This is a genomic window from Deefgea salmonis (genome assembly GCF_020531905.1).
In the GTDB taxonomy this organism is placed as follows: Bacteria; Pseudomonadota; Gammaproteobacteria; order Burkholderiales; family Chitinibacteraceae; genus Deefgea; species Deefgea salmonis.
The window spans coordinates 274,390-290,504 of the sequence record NZ_JAJAWG010000001.1; the positions used below are offsets into that span (position 1 = coordinate 274,390).

Here is a 16,115-nt window from a genome sequence, read left to right on the forward strand (position 1 = left end):
TTTAAGTAAGGCTAATTATTTAGCAGGTGCTGGCGCCGATGCCGTGGCGGATGCCGCTGCTGCTGGAGCACCGCCGCCGACGACTTCAACGATTTCCCACTTGCCATTTTTAACCACATAAACCCCGATGGCACCATTTTTAACGTCGCCTTTTTCGTCAAAAGTGATAGTGCTCGTCAAACCTGGGTATTCCATGGTTTTTAAAACTGGCAAGTATTTCGCTGGGTTGGCAGAGCCGGCTTTTTGCATAGCAGCGACCATCATTTTGGTGGCGTCATAGCAATATGGCGCGTAAAGCTGAACTTCTACGCCAAATTTATTTTTGAATTTTTCTTTAAATTCTTTACCGCCTGGCATGTCTTCCAAAGATTTGCCTGGGCTAGAGGCGTAAGTGCCTTCGGCATCGGTACCGGCCAATTTGATAAATTCGCCAGTTTGGGTGCCGTCAGCACTCATTACGGTGGCTGGGATGCCGAGTTTTTTGCTTTGTTTTTTCAACGGTGCGGCTTGTGCGTCCATGCCACCGTAGAAAATCAAATCAGGTTTCGCGCCTTTGATATTGGTCAGAATGGCGTTGAAGTCTGTTTCTTGGTTAGTGGTGAATTCACGTTTCACGATTTCAGCGCCAGCGGCTTTAGCCGCTTTTTCAAATTCGTCGGCTAAGCCTTGGCCGTAGGCGGTGCGATCGTCAATGATGGCGATTTTTTTGGCTTTGAGTTTTTTAACCGCAAAGTCACCGAGTACCACGCCTTGCTGTGCATCATTGGCCATTACGCGAAATGCGGTTGGGAAGCCTTGTGCGGTGTAAGCAACGGCTGTGGATGATGGCGAGATTTGTACAATGCCAGCATCGTTATAAATTTTTGACGCTGGAATGGTCGTGCCTGAGTTCAAGTGACCGATCACGCCGCTGACTTTTTGGTCAACAAAGCGTTGCGCGACGGTGGTGGCGGTTTTTGGGTCGGCTTGGTCATCTTCGGATACCAATTCGAGCTTCATTTTTTTGCCAGCAATGTCCACGCCGCCAGCGGCGTTGATTTCGTCGATGGCCATTTGCACGCCATGTTCGTTGTCTTTACCCAAGTGGGCGATATTGCCGGTCATTGGCGAGGCTTGGCCAATTTTGATGATGTCGGTCACCACTTCAACCGTAACAGGTGCAGATGCTGGGGCGCTGGCCGTGTCGGCCGGTTGTTGTTTGCCGCAGGCAGTAATCGACAAAATGGCGGCAGCGATGAGGCTGAGGCGAGCGATGGTCATCGTGAATCTCCGAGATTGGGCGTTGTTATTAATTACGGTTGTTTGGGTACTATTGCCATTTAAAGGCAATCAATCTTGCTTTCGCAATCAGCGACTAGAAATCAGTGTTTTCCTGTATCTAGACCGCAACAGTTCTTACTAAAAATCAACATGACAGTTTGTTTGGTGTGGCTTGGGTCGGGCCGATGGCTGCGCCATTGACCGCAATCGGCCAGATGTACGGCGGTGCGTGGCTTTGGCGGTGGCTCGTCGGTGTCGATTTAAAATCGCAACTGCTTGCTGTTTTTGCCAATAGGCGCGCTGATTTTTTAAAATGACTGTTTGAAAGTATGTTGCATTTTTGCTACGAACGCGGCAGAAAGGGCGTTGTTCTGCGGCGGTGGGTGCTTATAAATGGCCGAGCTCGGCCAAGGACACCACGCGGTGGGCGGCGACGATAAAGTGATCGAGTAGTTTGATATCCAGCAGCGCTAAAGCATGTTGCAATTGGCTGGTGAGTAAAATATCAGCAGGTGAGGGTTCGGCGTGGCCTGAAGGGTGATTGTGCGCGACGATCAGCGCAGCGGCATTGAGTTCTAACGCCCGCCGCGCCAGCTCTCTGGGGTAAACGCGGGTTTCGCTGAGCGTGCCTTTAAATAAAGTCTCGGCGGCAATCAGCTTGTGGCTGTTGTCTAAAAATAAGCCATGAAATTCTTCATGATTGAGGCCACGCAGTCGCAGCTTTAAAAAATCCCGCACCGCACTGGGGCTGCTCAGCGTATCGCGCGCTTTGAGCTCTTCGCACAGCGCGCGGCGGCTCATTTCGAGTACCGCTTGCAATTGAGCATATTTGGCGTCGCCAATGCCGTTAATGTGCGCAAAATCATCGAGCTTGGCTTGAAATAAAGCTTGTAATGAGCCGAAATGCTGCAGCAAATCACGCGCTAAATCGACGGCGCTTTTGCCGGCAATCCCGACGCGTAAAAAAATCGCCAGTAATTCAGCGTCATTGAGTGCCACTGCGCCATGGCGGAGTAATTTTTCCCGTGGACGAGAATCTGCGGGCCAATCGGTGATAGACATCGGCGTTTCTTGGTAAACTTCGGATATTCGCTATAGCAGAGGCTTACATTGTGAGTCATAAAAAAATTGTATTGGGCATTACCGGCGGCGTTGCCGCGTATAAATCGGCTGAATTAACCCGGCTGTTGGTGAAGGCGGGATATCAAGTCCACGTGGTGATGACCGAGGCGGCAACGCATTTTGTTGGCGCAGTGACGTTTCAAGCATTGTCAGGCCATCCGGTGTTTGTGGATCAGTGGGATGCGAGGATGCCCAATAATATGGCGCACATTGATTTAACCCGTGGCGCGGCGGCGGTGTTGATTGCGCCGGCATCGGCCGATATGTTGGCCAAAATCGCGCAAGGGCATTGTGATGATTTATTGTCGACCTTGGTTGCTGCGCGGACTTGCCCCTTGCTCGTTGCGCCAGCAATGAATAAGCAAATGTGGGAAAACGCCCCCAATCAGCGCAATGTGGCGCAATTGCGTGCCGATGGCGTGGCGATTTTGGGCCCAGGCGCCGGTGAGCAAGCGTGCGGCGAGGTCGGTGATGGCCGGATGCTGGAAGCGGCGCAAATTTTTGAATTACTCGAAGCCAGTCTGCAGCCGAAACGTTTACTCGGAAAACGGGTGCTCCTCACCGCAGGGCCAACTTTTGAGCGCATTGACGCGGTGCGCGGCATTACCAATAGCAGCTCAGGCAAAATGGGCTACGCGATTGCGCGTGCAGCGTATGAGGCGGGTGCTGAAGTGGTGCTGGTGTCGGGTGAAACGGCGTTGCCAACACCGATCGGTACGCGGCGCATTAATGTGTTGAGCGCGCAGCAAATGCTCACTGCGGTTGAGGCTGAGGTGGCTGCGGCGGATATCTTTATTGCCGTTGCCGCTGTGGCCGATTATTACGTGCTCAATCCGTCGGAGCAAAAAATTAAAAAAGACGCGCATATTTTAACGCTAGAGCTCGCGCCCAATCCGGACATCTTGGCCAATATGACCGCCAAAGCCAATCCGCCATTTTGCGTCGGTTTTGCCGCTGAATCAGAAAATCTATTGGAATACGCCGAAGCCAAACGTAAACGTAAAAAACTGCCGTTATTGGCGGCCAATTTAGTGCAGACGGCGATGGGGCAAGATGATAATGAAATTGTGCTGCTGGATGACAGCGGTGAAACGCGGTTAGCGCGCGCCCCTAAAATCGATATTGCGCGCAAACTGATTGCGCATATCGCCCGTTTGTACGACGCAGCGCAATTAGAAAAATAAAACCGGGTTTTACCGGCTTAAAATTGACTCAGTTGGGAGCTTGTCACCGATTTGGCTCAATCGACTCAGGGTTTGCTGGCTTTGCTCAGGCAGATGCCAACAGACCCTAGGTCATTATTTAATTTAAATGTTTTTAGGAAATACTATGACCACGATCGATGTAAAAATTTTAGACGAACGCTTAAAAGATAATTTGCCGGCCTATGCCACAGCAGGTGCCGCAGGATTGGATTTGCGCGCTTGTTTGACTGCGCCGATCGAATTAGCTCCCGGCGCAACCACCTTGGTGCCGACGGGCATGGCTTTGCATTTGGATGATGCCGGTTTAGCGGCGATGATTTTGCCGCGCTCAGGCTTGGGGCATAAGCATGGCATCGTGTTGGGTAATTTGGTGGGTCTGATTGACTCTGATTACCAAGGGCAAATTTTTGTGTCGGTTTGGAATCGAGGCAATACCACATTTACGATCCAACCTTTAGAGCGCATCGCGCAATTGGTCATCGTGCCCGTGGTGCAAGTGGGCTTTAATATCGTCGATGAATTTGCTGTCAGTGATCGCGGCGAAGGCGGCTTTGGTAGTACCGGCAAGCATTAAGCACCGCTGAACTTAAGGGTGGCTATGGTTGGGTATGTCGCTATAGCGTATATTTAAAATGGCTTTGAAGCCAATACCCATTTTAAAAATCGCACCGTGGTTTCGGTGCGATTTTTTTTGCTTTATCGCTGGGCTTGGCTTTGTTCGAGTATTTGCTTGGCGGTCAGTAGTGAATCCACCATTTCAATGCCCAGTGCTTGGGTTTGCGCGCTGGCTGGGAGTAGATCGGGCACCATGATTACACGGCATCCGGCGGCGTGGCCGGCTTGTGCGCCAAAATTAGAATCTTCAAACACCACGCAATTGGCAACTGGTACGCCCAGTTGGGCGATCACTTTGAGGTAAATGTCAGGGGCGGGTTTGGGGTGGGTGATTTCATCGCCGCAAACGGCAAATTGAAAGTAAGGCCATAAACCGCTAATGGAGAGGTGATGATTCGCCATGGCGCGTTTCGTTGAGGTGGCAACCGCGCAGACAATAGCGTGTTGTTTTAAAAAATCGAGTAATTCGATCACGCCGGGCCGCAAATTGATCGTTTCATGACTGCGGGCAAGGTAGATTTCATGCGTTGCCGCGCGCAATTGAGCGACTGGAAAATGCGGCCCGAGTGCAGCGTGCAAATACGCTTCGGTTTTCGATGAATGCATGCCAATCATGCCCAGCGGGATCTCGGCGGCAATGGAGTGGCCTAATTGTTCGGCAGCATCATGCCAGCAGCTTAAGGCCATCCGCTCACTGTCAATCAATAAACCGTCCATATCAAAGATGGCCGCCGCAATTTTATTGGGGTTGGTGTTTATTTTCATTGCCTTATTTTCGATTTATTTCAACAATACGCCAGTTTACTCGCCTTGAATTGATTTATGACTCTGAAAATGACCGTTTCCGCCCAATCGATTTGCCCTTGTGGCTTACCTGCAACCTATGGCCGTTGCTGTGGCCGCTATCATGCTGGCCTTGCTGCGCCAACGCCAGAAAGCTTGATGCGTTCGCGCTATAGCGCCTATGTGCTTGAATTGGCAGATTATTTAAATGCCACGTGGCATGCTTCAACCCGTCCGGATGATTTGGGTCTGGCTGAAGATGCGGCGGTAAAGTGGCAAAGTTTAAAAGTGAGTTTTGCTGCTGAGCAAGGCGATGAGGGCGAAGTGAGCTTTGTCGCTCGCTACAAAGTCGGCACGGTGGCGTACCGCTTGAGCGAGCACAGCCGTTTTGTTCGCGAAGATGGGCGCTGGTTTTACCTTGATGGTGAAGTGATTTAATGTTCGCGGGATTGAATACCTTGGCGCAATTAAAGGCCGGTGCTTTGCAAGGCTGTACCCGCTTAGATCTTAGCTGTGGTTTGACGGAGTTTCCGCGCGAGATTTTTGCTCTGGCCGATAGTCTTAAAATCCTCAATCTATCGGGTAATCAGCTCTCGAGCTTGCCGGATGATTTGCCACGGCTGCGGCATTTAGCAGTGATTTTTTGTTCTGAAAATTGCTTTACTGAGCTCCCTGCGGTATTGGGGCAATGCCCGTCGCTGACAATGATTGGCTTTAAATCCAATCAAATTGCACATGTCGCCGCCGAAGCATTTCCGCCGCATTTGCGCTGGTTGACTCTAACGGACAATCAAATTACTGAACTGCCTAGCTCGATTGGGCGCTGTCAGCAACTTGAAAAATTAATGTTGGCAGGCAATCGCTTGTCCGCACTGCCCGCTGCGCTGGCGCAATGCCAGCAATTGGCATTGATTCGGCTGGCGGCCAATCAACTGACGGCGTTTCCCGAATGCCTATTGCAGTTACCGCGCTTGGCGTGGTTGGCGATTGGGGGTAATCCATTCAATGCCGCGTTCGAACTGAACGAGATCGCTGATGTGGTGAGCGTGAATGCGGCCGACGTGACGCTAGGGCGGCAGCTCGGCGCAGGGGCGTCGGGCACCATCTATCAAGCGCAATGGCATCTCGCAGAGCCGCGTGCAGTCGCCGTTAAGATTTTTAAAGGTGCAGTCACCAGCGACGGTTGGCCGCACACTGAAATGGCAGTGTGCCGCGCTGCCGGTGAACACCCGCATTTGATTGGGGCTTTGGCGCAATTGAACGGGCATGCAGCGGGACTGAGCTTGATCATGCCTTTGATTTCAGCCGAGTTGAGTGTGTTGGCCGCGCCACCGAGTTTAAGTACGTGCATTGCCGATGTGTATGCCAGCGATTTACGCCTGACTTGGCGCGCAGCTTTGTTGTTAGCGCATGGCATTGCCGATGCGGCGCGGCATTTACACCAGCGTGGCATTTTGCACGGTGATTTATATGCGCATAATATTTTGTATCACCCCGATGGCCGAACTTATTTGGGCGACTTTGGCGCGGCATCGTTTTATCCGCCAGATGCAGCGTGGGCAGCGGCGCTAGAGCAGATTGAAATCCGTGCTTTTGGCCATTTATTGGCTGAACTATTGGCGCGAATCGATTGGCCAGATGACCATGACGATGTGCGGCTTGACTTGCTGCACTGGCAAAAAAGATGTGTTGATTCTGCGAGTGCGACGCAGACGACATTTGCTGATTTGCAGCAAGGAGTGTGGCGAATTTTGCAAAACAACTAGGTATCTTCCCTAGATTGCTGTGACAGGCTTGACAGATGTAGTGGCTCGATTTAATTTTCAAACAGTTGTTTGAAGTTGATGCAAGTCAAGTTATTACATGGGGTCTGGCATGGAAACGGGGAAGGCACTAGAAACATCATTACGCATCTTAAATGCTGCAGAAATCTTGTTTGTTGAGCATGGTTTTTCTGGCACGTCGATGCGGCAAATCACTGGCACGGCACAGGTCAATATTGCTGCAGTGAATTATTATTTCGGCTCTAAAGAAGGCTTGTTTCAAGCCGTTTTTGAACGCCGAGCCGAGCCTTTTGCTCGCCTTTCTCTCGACAAAATCAATCAACTCACCAGCAGTAAAAATAACTTTACCGCCACCGAAGTTGCCGAAGCCTTTGTGTCGGCGGCGATGGAAATGGGCAGTAATCCAGCGCATGGCGGGCTGATTTTCGTCAAGCTGCTGGCGCGTAGTTATGTTGAACCCAATCCAGTCTTAAAAGAAAAATTGCCACAACGCTATGGCGAGCTAACGCGTCGTTATCTTGATGCGTTGGGGCAGGCTTTGCCGCATTTATCTAGTCAAGAAGTGAGTTGGCGTTTTCACTTTATGACCAGCGCCATGTTCAACGCATTCGCTGGCAATAATGTGATGCGCTTATTTATGTCCCAGTCTTTGGTCAATGCCCGTGATCCGCAGTTAGTTGCACAGATGTTATTGCCTTTTATTGCTGCAGGCTTAAATAGCCCTGCAGCCGTTTAGTCGCCACTTGGAGTTAATCATGTCAATTGTTATCTGCATTTTTGCAGTTGTGGCTTTACTCGGGGTACTTGCTTATTCCCGCGCGCCACTATGGTGGAGTTCTTTGCTGATTTTGATTGGGGCAGGCTATGCTTTTTATCAGCAAAATTTAAACCCGATCGTGCTGGGTATCTTGATCGCGCTGTTGATTATCGTGAACTTCAAGCCAATACGTCGCGCTTTAATTACTGGGCCATTGTTTGGTATTTTCCGCAAAATCACTCCGCCGATGTCACAGACCGAGCAAGAAGCGGTTGATGCCGGTACGGTCTGGTGGGATCGCGATTTGTTCTCGGGTAAGCCTGATTTTGACAAATTGCATCAGTATGCCAAACCGACATTAACGGCTGAAGAAGAGGCGTTTTTAAACGGCCCAACTGAAACCTTGTGCGCGATGCTCAATGATTGGGAAATCACGCAAAAAGACAAAGATTTGTCGCCAGAAGCTTGGGATTTCATTAAGAAAAACGGCTTTTTGGGCATGATCATTAAAAAGAAATTCGGCGGTAAAGAATTTAGTAATTATGCGCATGCTCGCGTGGTGACTAAAATCGCGACCCGTTCCGGTTCGGCCGCAGTAACGGTGATGGTGCCTAATTCACTCGGCCCGGGTGAGTTGCTGCAGCATTATGGAACTGAAGCCCAAAAGAATTATTACTTGCCACGCTTGGCCGTCGGTGAAGAGATTCCCTGCTTTGCCTTGACTAGCCCAGAAGCCGGCTCTGACGCTGGTGGCATTCCTGACTTTGGTATCGTGACTCGCGGCAGCTACACCGATCCGCGCACTGGCGTCGCTCATGACAACGTGCTTGGTATTCGCTTGACATGGGAAAAACGCTATATCACCTTGGGGCCAGTTGCGACCATCTTGGGTTTGGCGTTCAAGCTTTACGATCCTGATCATTTATTGGGCAGCAAAGAAGACATAGGCATTACTTGCGCTTTGATTCCAACCGAGCACAAAGGCGTTGAAATCGGTCGTCGCCATTATCCAGGTACTAGCGCGTTCCAAAATGGCCCGAACTGGGGTAAGGACGTGTTTATCCCGATGGATTGGGTGATCGGTGGCCAAGATTACGTTGGTAAAGGCTGGAAGATGTTGGTTGAGTGTTTGTCAGTCGGCCGCTGCATTTCATTGCCAGCGATGTCGGTTGCCACTGGTATGTTGTCGTCGTATACCACTGGCGCTTACGCTCGTATTCGTAGCCAGTTTGGCTTGTCAATTGGTCGCTTTGAAGGGGTGGATGAAGCACTGGGCCGTATTGGTGGCTTTACCTATCAGATGGATGCCGCGCAACGTTTGGCGTTGACGGGGCTCGATTCGGGCGAAAAACCATCGGTGATTTCCGGAATCTTGAAATACCACAATACTGAAAAAATGCGCAAAACGCTGAATGACGCGATGGATGTGCATGCGGGTAAAGCGGTATGTATTGGGCCACGTAACTATCTGGCTCTGGGTTATCACGCTATACCGGTTGCCATTACGGTTGAAGGCGCCAATATTCTGACGCGCAGCATGATTATCTTTGGTCAAGGTGCAATCCGTAGCCATCCGTTTGTACTGCGTGAACTCAAAGCGGCAATGAATAAGGATTTACCTGCTTTTGATGACGCCGTAATCAGCCACATTGGTTTTGCAATATCTAATTTGGTGCGTAGCTGCTGGCTGGGTTTAACTGGTGCGCGTTTTGTCAGCGTGCCGGTGTCAGGTCCAACTGCTCAGCATTATCGCGACATCGTTCGTTTCTCATCGGCATTTGCTTTCTTGGCCGATATGGGGATGGCAACGTTGGGTGGTAGCCTCAAATTTAAAGAGAAACTATCGGCGCGTTTGGGCGATATGTTGTCAAATTTATACATCGCCACTGCCGCATTGAAGAAATTTAACGATGATGGCCAGCCAGTAGAAGATCGTCCTTTGGTACGTTGGGCGGTGGAAACTGCGCTCTACGATTGTCAGGAAGCAATGAATGGCTTCTTGGCGAATCACCCGAATCGGGCCTTGTCATGGTGCGTGCGTAAGTTAGTGTTCCCTTGCGGCATGACCATGCGCCAGCCTGCAGACACGGTTGGTACTGACATTGCCCGTAGCTTGATGGAGCCTTCTGCATCGCGTGATCGCTTGGTGCAATTTATGTATCGCTCTAGCGACGAAACCGATTCGATTGGCGTTTTGGAGCATGCATTGAAAGCGGTGATTGCGACCGAAGCCGTCGAGAACAAATTGCGCCGTGCTCAGCGCGAAGGGAAGTTAAAAGCAATTGTGGCTCAGGCTCGCTTACAAGAGGCCTTGAATCAAGGATTGATTACTGCAGAAGAACACGCTGCCGTGGTGCGTGCTCGTCGTCTCAAGCGGGAAGTGATTATGGTGGATGATTTTGATGCACAGTTAATGCATGCAGATTCTGAGGCCATTCACCGAGTGATTGTGTAATATAAGAGTAAGCTAATAAAAGCTTACATTGTATGTGGTGCAATAAAACCCTTGGAGATATAAAAATGAAGATGCTTGTGCGTTCAATAAAAGTGATCGGTGCAACTAGTTTGTTTCTCAGCTCTGCCTCAGTTTTGGCTTCGGGCTACCACTTCGGTACCCAAAGTGCGAGTAATCAGGGGGTGGCCAATTCTGGCGCCGCCGAAGTCATGGACGCTTCAACCATTTTCTACAATCCAGCCGGTATGAGCCGTCTTGAGGGCACGCAAGTGACGGGTGTGCTCAATGTGGTGATTCCTAAGGGTGAGTACACCAATACCAAAACTACAACCATCACCGGCAAACCGGTAACGGGTGGCAATGGCGGTAGTTTTGGTCAAACCACCGCAGTGCCGCATCTGTATGCCACCTACCAAGTCAATGACAAGGTCAATGTCGGGGTTGGGGTGTTTGTACCGTTTGGCTCGCACACTGATTACGAAGCCGGCTGGGTAGGTCGCTATCAAGCTTTAGAGAGCAAAATTGAAACGATCAATGTCAATCCATCGATCTCGTACAAAGTGAACGACACGGTCGCTCTGGGTGCTGGTGTCAGTGTGCAGTATATTAATGGTCAAATTAGCAAGGCTTTAGATTTAGGTACGGCAACGAGAAACCCAGCGTTTTTTGGTAATTCGGCGTTTGATGGCAAGTCTGAAGTGAAAGGCAATGACATTGGCTACGGCTTTAACTTGGGTGCTTTGTTTAATATCAGTCAAGACACTCGAGTGGGCATGGCGTATCGCTCAAAAATCAAACATACCTTGGATGGCGATTTAACCTTCACCGTACCGAGCGCGCTGCAATCGACGGTGGGTAAATCAGCAGCGTTACAAAATCGCGACGCGACGTTAGCGGTAGAAACGCCAGAATCATTCTCGATCAATGGCTTTCACCAATTTAACCCTGAGTGGGCGATGACGGCTGATTACACCTGGACTGGGCATTCTCGCTTTGACGAAATCCGCATCAAATCACCGGGTAATGCCGATTCGGTCACGGTAACGCGCTGGCGCGATACCAGCCGTTATTCAGTCGGGGGGATTTATACGCCGAATCAAACTTGGACTTTCCGTGCCGGTTTAGCGTATGACCAATCACCTGAAGCCAATGATGCCGAGCGCATTGCCAGTATTCCCGATAGCGACCGAATTTGGTATGCCTTGGGTGCTCGTTACAATATTGACAAAAATAACGCGATTGACCTTGCGGCAATTTATGTTCATCTAAAAAGCTCAACCATCAATCGTAAAGCTTTAGATCCAAGTGAAGCCTCGGGTGGCTCAATGAACGGCAATTACAGCGTTAATTCAGTGACCTTGGGTATGCAATATAACTATCGTTTCTAAGTCAGATTGCGCCCAAAGCGTGAGTTTTGGGCGCAAGAAGAAAATCTAACCGAATAGCTGCAGGGCTGGCCTGCGAAGAGAGTGATTATGAGTGTAAGTTTGACAATGCCAATTCGCAAAGTGGCAGTTTTAGGGGCAGGCGTGATGGGCGCGCAAATTGCAGCGCATCTCTCCAATGCTGGTATTGATACCGTCTTGTTTGATTTGCCAGCAGCTACTGGCAATCCCAATGCGATATCACTCAAAGCTTTAGATAATCTTAAAAAATTAAAACCAGCGCCATTGATGTCTGCCAGCCGGATTGATGGCATTGTGCCAGCCAATTACGGCAGCGATTTGGCTTTATTGGCCGATTGCGACTTGGTGATTGAAGCCATTGCTGAGCGTTTGGATTGGAAGGCCGATTTATACGCCAAAATCGCACCGCATTTGGCCGCGCATGCGATTTTAGCCAGTAATACCTCAGGTTTATCGATTGAAGCTTTGGCGGCGAATGTACCTGCTGCGCTGCAATCGCGTTTTTGCGGCATTCATTTCTTTAATCCGCCACGCTATATGTATCTGGTTGAACTCATTGCCACGAAAGGCTGCCAGCCCGATACCCTAGATGCACTCGAAACATTCCTCACGCTGCGCTTAGGTAAAGGCGTGGTTCGCGCCAAAGATAGCCCGAATTTTATCGCCAACCGAATTGGTGTGTTCTCGATGCTAGCAACGATTGAGCACGCTAAAAACTTCGGCATTCGTTTTGACGTGGTCGATGATTTAACCGGGCCACGCTTGGGTCGGCCAAAATCAGCGACATTCCGCACCGCCGACGTGGTGGGCTTAGATACCTTTGCTCACGTGGTTAAAACCATGACCGATACATTGCAAGCCGATCCATGGCATGCCTTGTTCAAATCACCCGAATGGCTAGAGCAACTGATCGCAGCTGGCGCTTTAGGGCAAAAAACCCGTCAAGGTATTTTTAAGAAGGTCGGTAAAGACGTGTTGATGCTGGATCCGAGCACGGGTCAATACATCGCGGGTGGTCAAAAAGCGTCCGATGAAGTGAAGGCGTTGCTGAAAAATACTGATTTTGCCGCCAAAGTGGCGTCACTGCGCGCGTCTAACTTGCCAGAAGCACAATTTTTGTGGGCTTGCCTGCGGGACGTTTGGCATTACATCGCTGTGCAACTGGAACACATTGCCGACAATGCCCGCGATGTTGATTTTGCTATTCGTTGGGGCTTTGGCTGGGAACAAGGTCCGTTCGAAATGTGGCAAGCTGCAGGTTGGCAAACCATTGCTGCCGCGATTAATGAAGACATCGCTGCGGGCAAAACCTTGTCGAGCACGCCATTGCCAGCTTGGGTGATGGCGCGCGATGGCGTACATACACCAGCAGGTTCACTCAATGCGGTAACGCAAGAGTTGGTTGGTCGTTCAACCTTGCCGGTGTACGAGCGTCAATTGTATCCACCGACCGTGTTGGGCGAAGCTGAACCTAATTTTGGCGACACCATTTACGAAAACGACAGTGTGCGGATGTGGATGCCACCGAGCAATCTAACCACGGCTGGCGTGCCAGTATTGAGCTTTAAAACCAAGGCGCATTGCGTGGGTGCCAATGTATTGGCCGGTATCCAAGAGTCCATCAAGATTGCCGAGCAATACCACCCCGGTTTGGTGATTTGGCACGCTACAGCACCGTTTTCAGTCGGCGCAGATTTGATGAGTATGGGCCCAGCGTTTATGAGTGGCGATTTTGCTGCACTCGAACGGATGGTGTTTGAATTTCAAAAAACCTCGCAAGCGATTAAATACGCCAAAGTGCCGGTAGTGGGCGCTGCGCAAGGTTACGCTTTTGGTGGCGGTTGTGAATTCTTAATGCATTGCGCTCGTGTTGTCGCGCATGTTGAAACCTATATTGGCTTGGTTGAAGTTGGTGTCGGTCTGTTGCCAGCCGGTGGTGGTTGTAAAGAGTTTGCACTGCGCGCTTCGCGTTTAGCCCGTAACGGCAATATTTTGGAAGTGCTCAAAGATTATTACCTCGCAATGGCCATGGCCAAAGTCGGTACCAGTGCTGAAGAAGGCCAGCAAATTGGCTACCTAAAAGAATCTGACGTGATTGTGATGAATGCCAACGAGTTGCTGTTTGTGGCGCAAGCGCAAGTCACTGCGATGGCGGCCACCGGCTACCGTCCGCCAGTACGTCCGAAAGCCTTCGCGGTTGCCGGTCGCTCAGGCGCAGCAACCATTCGTGCGCAATTGGTCAATATGCTTGAAGGCGGCTTTATTAGTAAGTATGACTTCCATATTGGCGTACAAATTGCCGAAATCGTCTGCGGTGGCGACGTCGATGCCGGCACTTTGGTCGACGAAGATTGGATCTTGAAATTAGAGCGTGAACGCTTTATGGGCTTGCTGCAAAAAGGCAAAACCCAAGAACGAATCATGCACATGATTGAATTTAATAAACCACTGAGAAATTGATCGTTGTCGTACCGTGCACAGCGCATGTGCCGGTACGACAAGGCGATCGCCGTTCGTGAACGGTTCACGACTGGCCGTTGGCCAACTGATCGCAAATTAAAAAACCAAACTTGAATCCACGGTCAAAAGAGCGGTTATGCCGGTGGTGGATGCAGGTTTTGCCAAATTTTAGGAATTCAAAATGAGCAAACAGATTCAAGAAGCTTATATTGTTGCCGCAGTGCGCACGCCAGTGGGCAAAGCGCCGCGCGGCATGCTTAAGGGCGTTCGCCCGGATGATTTATTGGCGCATGTATTGAAAGCGGCGATGGCGCAAGTACCGTCGCTCGATCCGGCTTTGGTGTCCGATGTGGTGGCCGGTTGCGCCATGCCAGAAGGCGAGCAAGGGATGAATGTGGCGCGGATTGGTGCGCTACTGGCTGGTCTGCCGAATACCGTGGGCGGCATTACGATTAATCGTTTTTGCTCGTCGGGTATTAATGCCGTGGCGTTGGCGGCCGACAAAATTCGTTTGGGCGAAGCCGATGTGATGATTGCGGCGGGTACGGAATCGATGTCGATGGTGCCAATGGGTGGCAATAAATTATCTTTGGGCGCGAGTATTTTTGACACCGATGAAAACGTCGCCATTGCGTATGGCATGGGTTTGACTGCGGAAAAAGTGGCGCAGCAATGGCAGGTGAGTCGTGAAGATCAAGACGCTTTTGCCGTTGAATCGCACCGCCGTGCTTTGGCGGCGATTGCTGAGGGTAAATTTAGCGCCGAAATCGCACCGATTGAGGTGACGTATCGCATTCCGAATTTGGCGACCGGTGAAGTGGAATTGATCAACAAAACCTTGCTCAATGACGAAGGCCCGCGCGCTGACACTAGCTTGGAAGGTCTGGCTAAACTGAAAACCGTCTTTGCCGCCAAAGGCAGTGTGACTGCCGGTAATAGCTCGCAAATGTCCGACGGTGCTGCGGCGTTGATTTTGGTGTCAGAAAAAATCCTCAAAGAATTTAATCTCACGCCATTGGCTAAGTACGTTTCGTTTGCGGTGAAAGGCGTGCCACCCGCGATTATGGGGATTGGTCCGAAAGAGGCGATTCCTGCCGCTTTAAAACAAGCCGGTTTGAATTTGTCTGATTTGGCTTGGATTGAACTCAATGAAGCATTTGCCGCGCAAGCGCTGGCCGTGAGCCGTGATTTGAGTTTGGATATGTCGATTGTCAATCCACATGGTGGTGCTATTGCTTTGGGCCATCCTTTGGGCGCAACGGGTGCGATTCGTGCCGCAACGGCGATTCATGGTTTGCGCGGTCAAGGCAAATCAGGCTATGCCATGGTGACGATGTGTATCGGCACTGGTATGGGTGCTGCTGGTATTTTGCAAGTTTTATAAGCGTTTCATTTTGAAATTCAATGCATCTAAAGCCCGCTGAGTTGAAAGCGGGCTTTTTTTTGGAGAACGTTATGAAAAAACAAATCTCAGTAATGGCTTTGGCGGTGTGCTTAGCTCATCCGGCGTATGCACTGGAAATGGCGGGCGTGAACTTGCCAGAGAAAGTCAGTGTGGCCGAAACGCCCTTGGTGTTAAACGGCGCGGGGATCCGCAAAAAAATGGTTTTTGACGTGTATGTGGCCGCTTTATATACCGCAGCCAAAAGCAATGACGCCAATGCCATTATTAATGCGGCTACGCCAAGACGGATTCAGTTGGATATGTTGCGTAATGTGGAGTCAGCGGCTTTATACAATGCTTTGCTCGAAGGCTTGCAAGACAACCTCAGTGCGGCTCAATTGAAAGCGCTCGCGCCCAAGGTCGCTGAGCTAGAGAAAATCTTTACCGAAATCAAGGTCGCCAATAAGGGCGACGTGATTGTGTTGGATTTTTTGCCGGGCAAAGGTGTCAAGGTATTGGTGCGTGGGCAGGTGGCGGGGATGGTTGCGGGTGATGCGATTGCCAGCGCGATGCTGTCGATCTGGTTGGGTAAATCACCGGTCAGTGAGAGTTTAAAGGCCGCCTTATTAAAAGCATAAAAAGCTGGCTGTGTTGTTGAGCCGCGTTGTATTGCTTTGCTGAACAAAAGAGGGCAATCGGCGGCGTTTGTGATCACAACGGAACCAGTATTGAGTACGCAGCCCCGACCGGATTTAGGTTGGGGTTTTTTCTTCAGGCTTACTTTGTTTTTAGTTGTTTGTAATATTTTTTCAAAGATAAATGTAGTAATGCTACATTTTAGTTGTTGCTATTTGTTTGTTTGTTACAGGCTAAGTTATTGATAA

At 50.3% G+C, this 16,115-nt stretch carries 13 protein-coding genes; 10 read left to right on the forward strand and 3 right to left on the reverse strand.

Annotated features, from left to right (window positions below; translation table 11 throughout):
* Nucleotides 1–15: 15 nt before the first annotated feature.
* Complete coding sequence (locus LG219_RS01195) at nt 16–1,260, reverse strand: branched-chain amino acid ABC transporter substrate-binding protein (protein ID WP_226762726.1); 1,245 nt, start codon at nt 1,258–1,260, stop codon at nt 16–18.
* Between the two features lie 387 nt (nt 1,261–1,647).
* The gene (gene radC, locus LG219_RS01200; protein WP_226762727.1) at nt 1,648–2,322 is read right to left on the reverse strand and encodes a RadC family protein; all 675 of its coding nucleotides are present in this window, start codon (nt 2,320–2,322) and stop codon (nt 1,648–1,650) included.
* A 50-nt stretch (nt 2,323–2,372) separates the two neighbouring features.
* Here radC and coaBC point away from each other — a divergent pair, with 50 nt between their 5' ends.
* Together coaBC and dut are read left to right on the forward strand one after the other, a co-directional pair.
* Nucleotides 2,373–3,566 carry a bifunctional phosphopantothenoylcysteine decarboxylase/phosphopantothenate--cysteine ligase CoaBC gene (gene coaBC / locus LG219_RS01205; protein WP_226762728.1) on the forward strand — a complete coding sequence of 398 codons (1,194 nt, stop codon included), beginning with the start codon at nt 2,373–2,375 and terminating at the stop codon, nt 3,564–3,566.
* Between the two features lie 145 nt (nt 3,567–3,711).
* Nucleotides 3,712–4,161, forward strand: coding sequence for a dUTP diphosphatase (gene dut / locus LG219_RS01210; protein ID WP_226762729.1), 450 nt, complete (start codon nt 3,712–3,714; stop codon nt 4,159–4,161).
* Between the two features lie 122 nt (nt 4,162–4,283).
* Here dut and LG219_RS01215 read toward each other — a convergent pair whose 3' ends face one another.
* Nucleotides 4,284–4,967 carry an HAD family hydrolase gene (locus tag LG219_RS01215; protein WP_226762730.1) on the reverse strand — a complete coding sequence of 228 codons (684 nt, stop codon included), beginning with the start codon at nt 4,965–4,967 and terminating at the stop codon, nt 4,284–4,286.
* Nucleotides 4,968–5,024: 57 nt separating this feature from the next.
* On the opposite strand from LG219_RS01215, the gene LG219_RS01220 reads away from it, so the two are divergent.
* The 8 genes from LG219_RS01220 to LG219_RS01255 all read left to right on the forward strand — a co-directional run bounded on the left by LG219_RS01220 (nt 5,025) and on the right by LG219_RS01255 (nt 15,869).
* Nucleotides 5,025–5,423 carry a YchJ family protein gene (locus LG219_RS01220; protein WP_226762731.1) on the forward strand — a complete coding sequence of 133 codons (399 nt, stop codon included), beginning with the start codon at nt 5,025–5,027 and terminating at the stop codon, nt 5,421–5,423.
* Nucleotides 5,423–6,751 (forward strand): leucine-rich repeat-containing protein kinase family protein, encoded by a 1,329-nt coding sequence (locus tag LG219_RS01225; RefSeq protein ID WP_226762732.1) that lies wholly within the window; start codon nt 5,423–5,425, stop codon nt 6,749–6,751. The genes LG219_RS01220 and LG219_RS01225 overlap by 1 nt, the downstream gene beginning before the upstream one ends.
* A 109-nt stretch (nt 6,752–6,860) precedes the next feature.
* On the forward strand, nt 6,861–7,505 hold the full coding sequence (locus LG219_RS01230; RefSeq protein ID WP_226762733.1) for a TetR/AcrR family transcriptional regulator: 645 nt from the start codon (nt 6,861–6,863) through the stop codon (nt 7,503–7,505).
* A 19-nt stretch (nt 7,506–7,524) separates the two neighbouring features.
* Nucleotides 7,525–9,981, forward strand: coding sequence for an acyl-CoA dehydrogenase (locus LG219_RS01235; protein WP_226762734.1), 2,457 nt, complete (start codon nt 7,525–7,527; stop codon nt 9,979–9,981).
* A 65-nt stretch (nt 9,982–10,046) separates the two neighbouring features.
* Nucleotides 10,047–11,369, forward strand: coding sequence for an OmpP1/FadL family transporter (locus LG219_RS01240; protein ID WP_226762735.1), 1,323 nt, complete (start codon nt 10,047–10,049; stop codon nt 11,367–11,369).
* 87 nt (nt 11,370–11,456) lie between these two features.
* Nucleotides 11,457–13,847 (forward strand): 3-hydroxyacyl-CoA dehydrogenase/enoyl-CoA hydratase family protein, encoded by a 2,391-nt coding sequence (locus LG219_RS01245; RefSeq protein ID WP_226762736.1) that lies wholly within the window; start codon nt 11,457–11,459, stop codon nt 13,845–13,847.
* A gap of 181 nt (nt 13,848–14,028) precedes the next feature.
* Complete coding sequence (locus LG219_RS01250; protein WP_226762737.1) at nt 14,029–15,231, forward strand: acetyl-CoA C-acyltransferase; 1,203 nt, start codon at nt 14,029–14,031, stop codon at nt 15,229–15,231.
* 71 nt (nt 15,232–15,302) lie between these two features.
* Nucleotides 15,303–15,869: a chalcone isomerase family protein gene (locus LG219_RS01255; RefSeq protein WP_226762738.1), complete on the forward strand. Its 567-nt coding sequence runs from the start codon at nt 15,303–15,305 to the stop codon at nt 15,867–15,869.
* Nucleotides 15,870–16,115: the final 246 nt, after the last annotated feature.

What these genes read in the sequence shown, in the direction of transcription:
- LG219_RS01215 (WP_226762730.1), bottom strand. Translation starts at nt 4,967, where the DNA reads ATGAAAATAAACACCAACCCCAATAAAATTGCGGCGGCCATCTTTGAT.
- LG219_RS01255 (WP_226762738.1), top strand. Translation starts at nt 15,303, where the DNA reads ATGAAAAAACAAATCTCAGTAATGGCTTTGGCGGTGTGCTTAGCTCAT.
- radC (WP_226762727.1), bottom strand. Translation starts at nt 2,322, where the DNA reads ATGTCTATCACCGATTGGCCCGCAGATTCTCGTCCACGGGAAAAATTA.
- dut (WP_226762729.1), top strand. Translation starts at nt 3,712, where the DNA reads ATGACCACGATCGATGTAAAAATTTTAGACGAACGCTTAAAAGATAAT.
- LG219_RS01245 (WP_226762736.1), top strand. Translation starts at nt 11,457, where the DNA reads ATGAGTGTAAGTTTGACAATGCCAATTCGCAAAGTGGCAGTTTTAGGG.
- LG219_RS01250 (WP_226762737.1), top strand. Translation starts at nt 14,029, where the DNA reads ATGAGCAAACAGATTCAAGAAGCTTATATTGTTGCCGCAGTGCGCACG.
- LG219_RS01235 (WP_226762734.1), top strand. Translation starts at nt 7,525, where the DNA reads ATGTCAATTGTTATCTGCATTTTTGCAGTTGTGGCTTTACTCGGGGTA.
- LG219_RS01225 (WP_226762732.1), top strand. Translation starts at nt 5,423, where the DNA reads ATGTTCGCGGGATTGAATACCTTGGCGCAATTAAAGGCCGGTGCTTTG.
- LG219_RS01220 (WP_226762731.1), top strand. Translation starts at nt 5,025, where the DNA reads ATGACTCTGAAAATGACCGTTTCCGCCCAATCGATTTGCCCTTGTGGC.
- LG219_RS01240 (WP_226762735.1), top strand. Translation starts at nt 10,047, where the DNA reads ATGAAGATGCTTGTGCGTTCAATAAAAGTGATCGGTGCAACTAGTTTG.
- LG219_RS01195 (WP_226762726.1), bottom strand. Translation starts at nt 1,260, where the DNA reads ATGACCATCGCTCGCCTCAGCCTCATCGCTGCCGCCATTTTGTCGATT.
- LG219_RS01230 (WP_226762733.1), top strand. Translation starts at nt 6,861, where the DNA reads ATGGAAACGGGGAAGGCACTAGAAACATCATTACGCATCTTAAATGCT.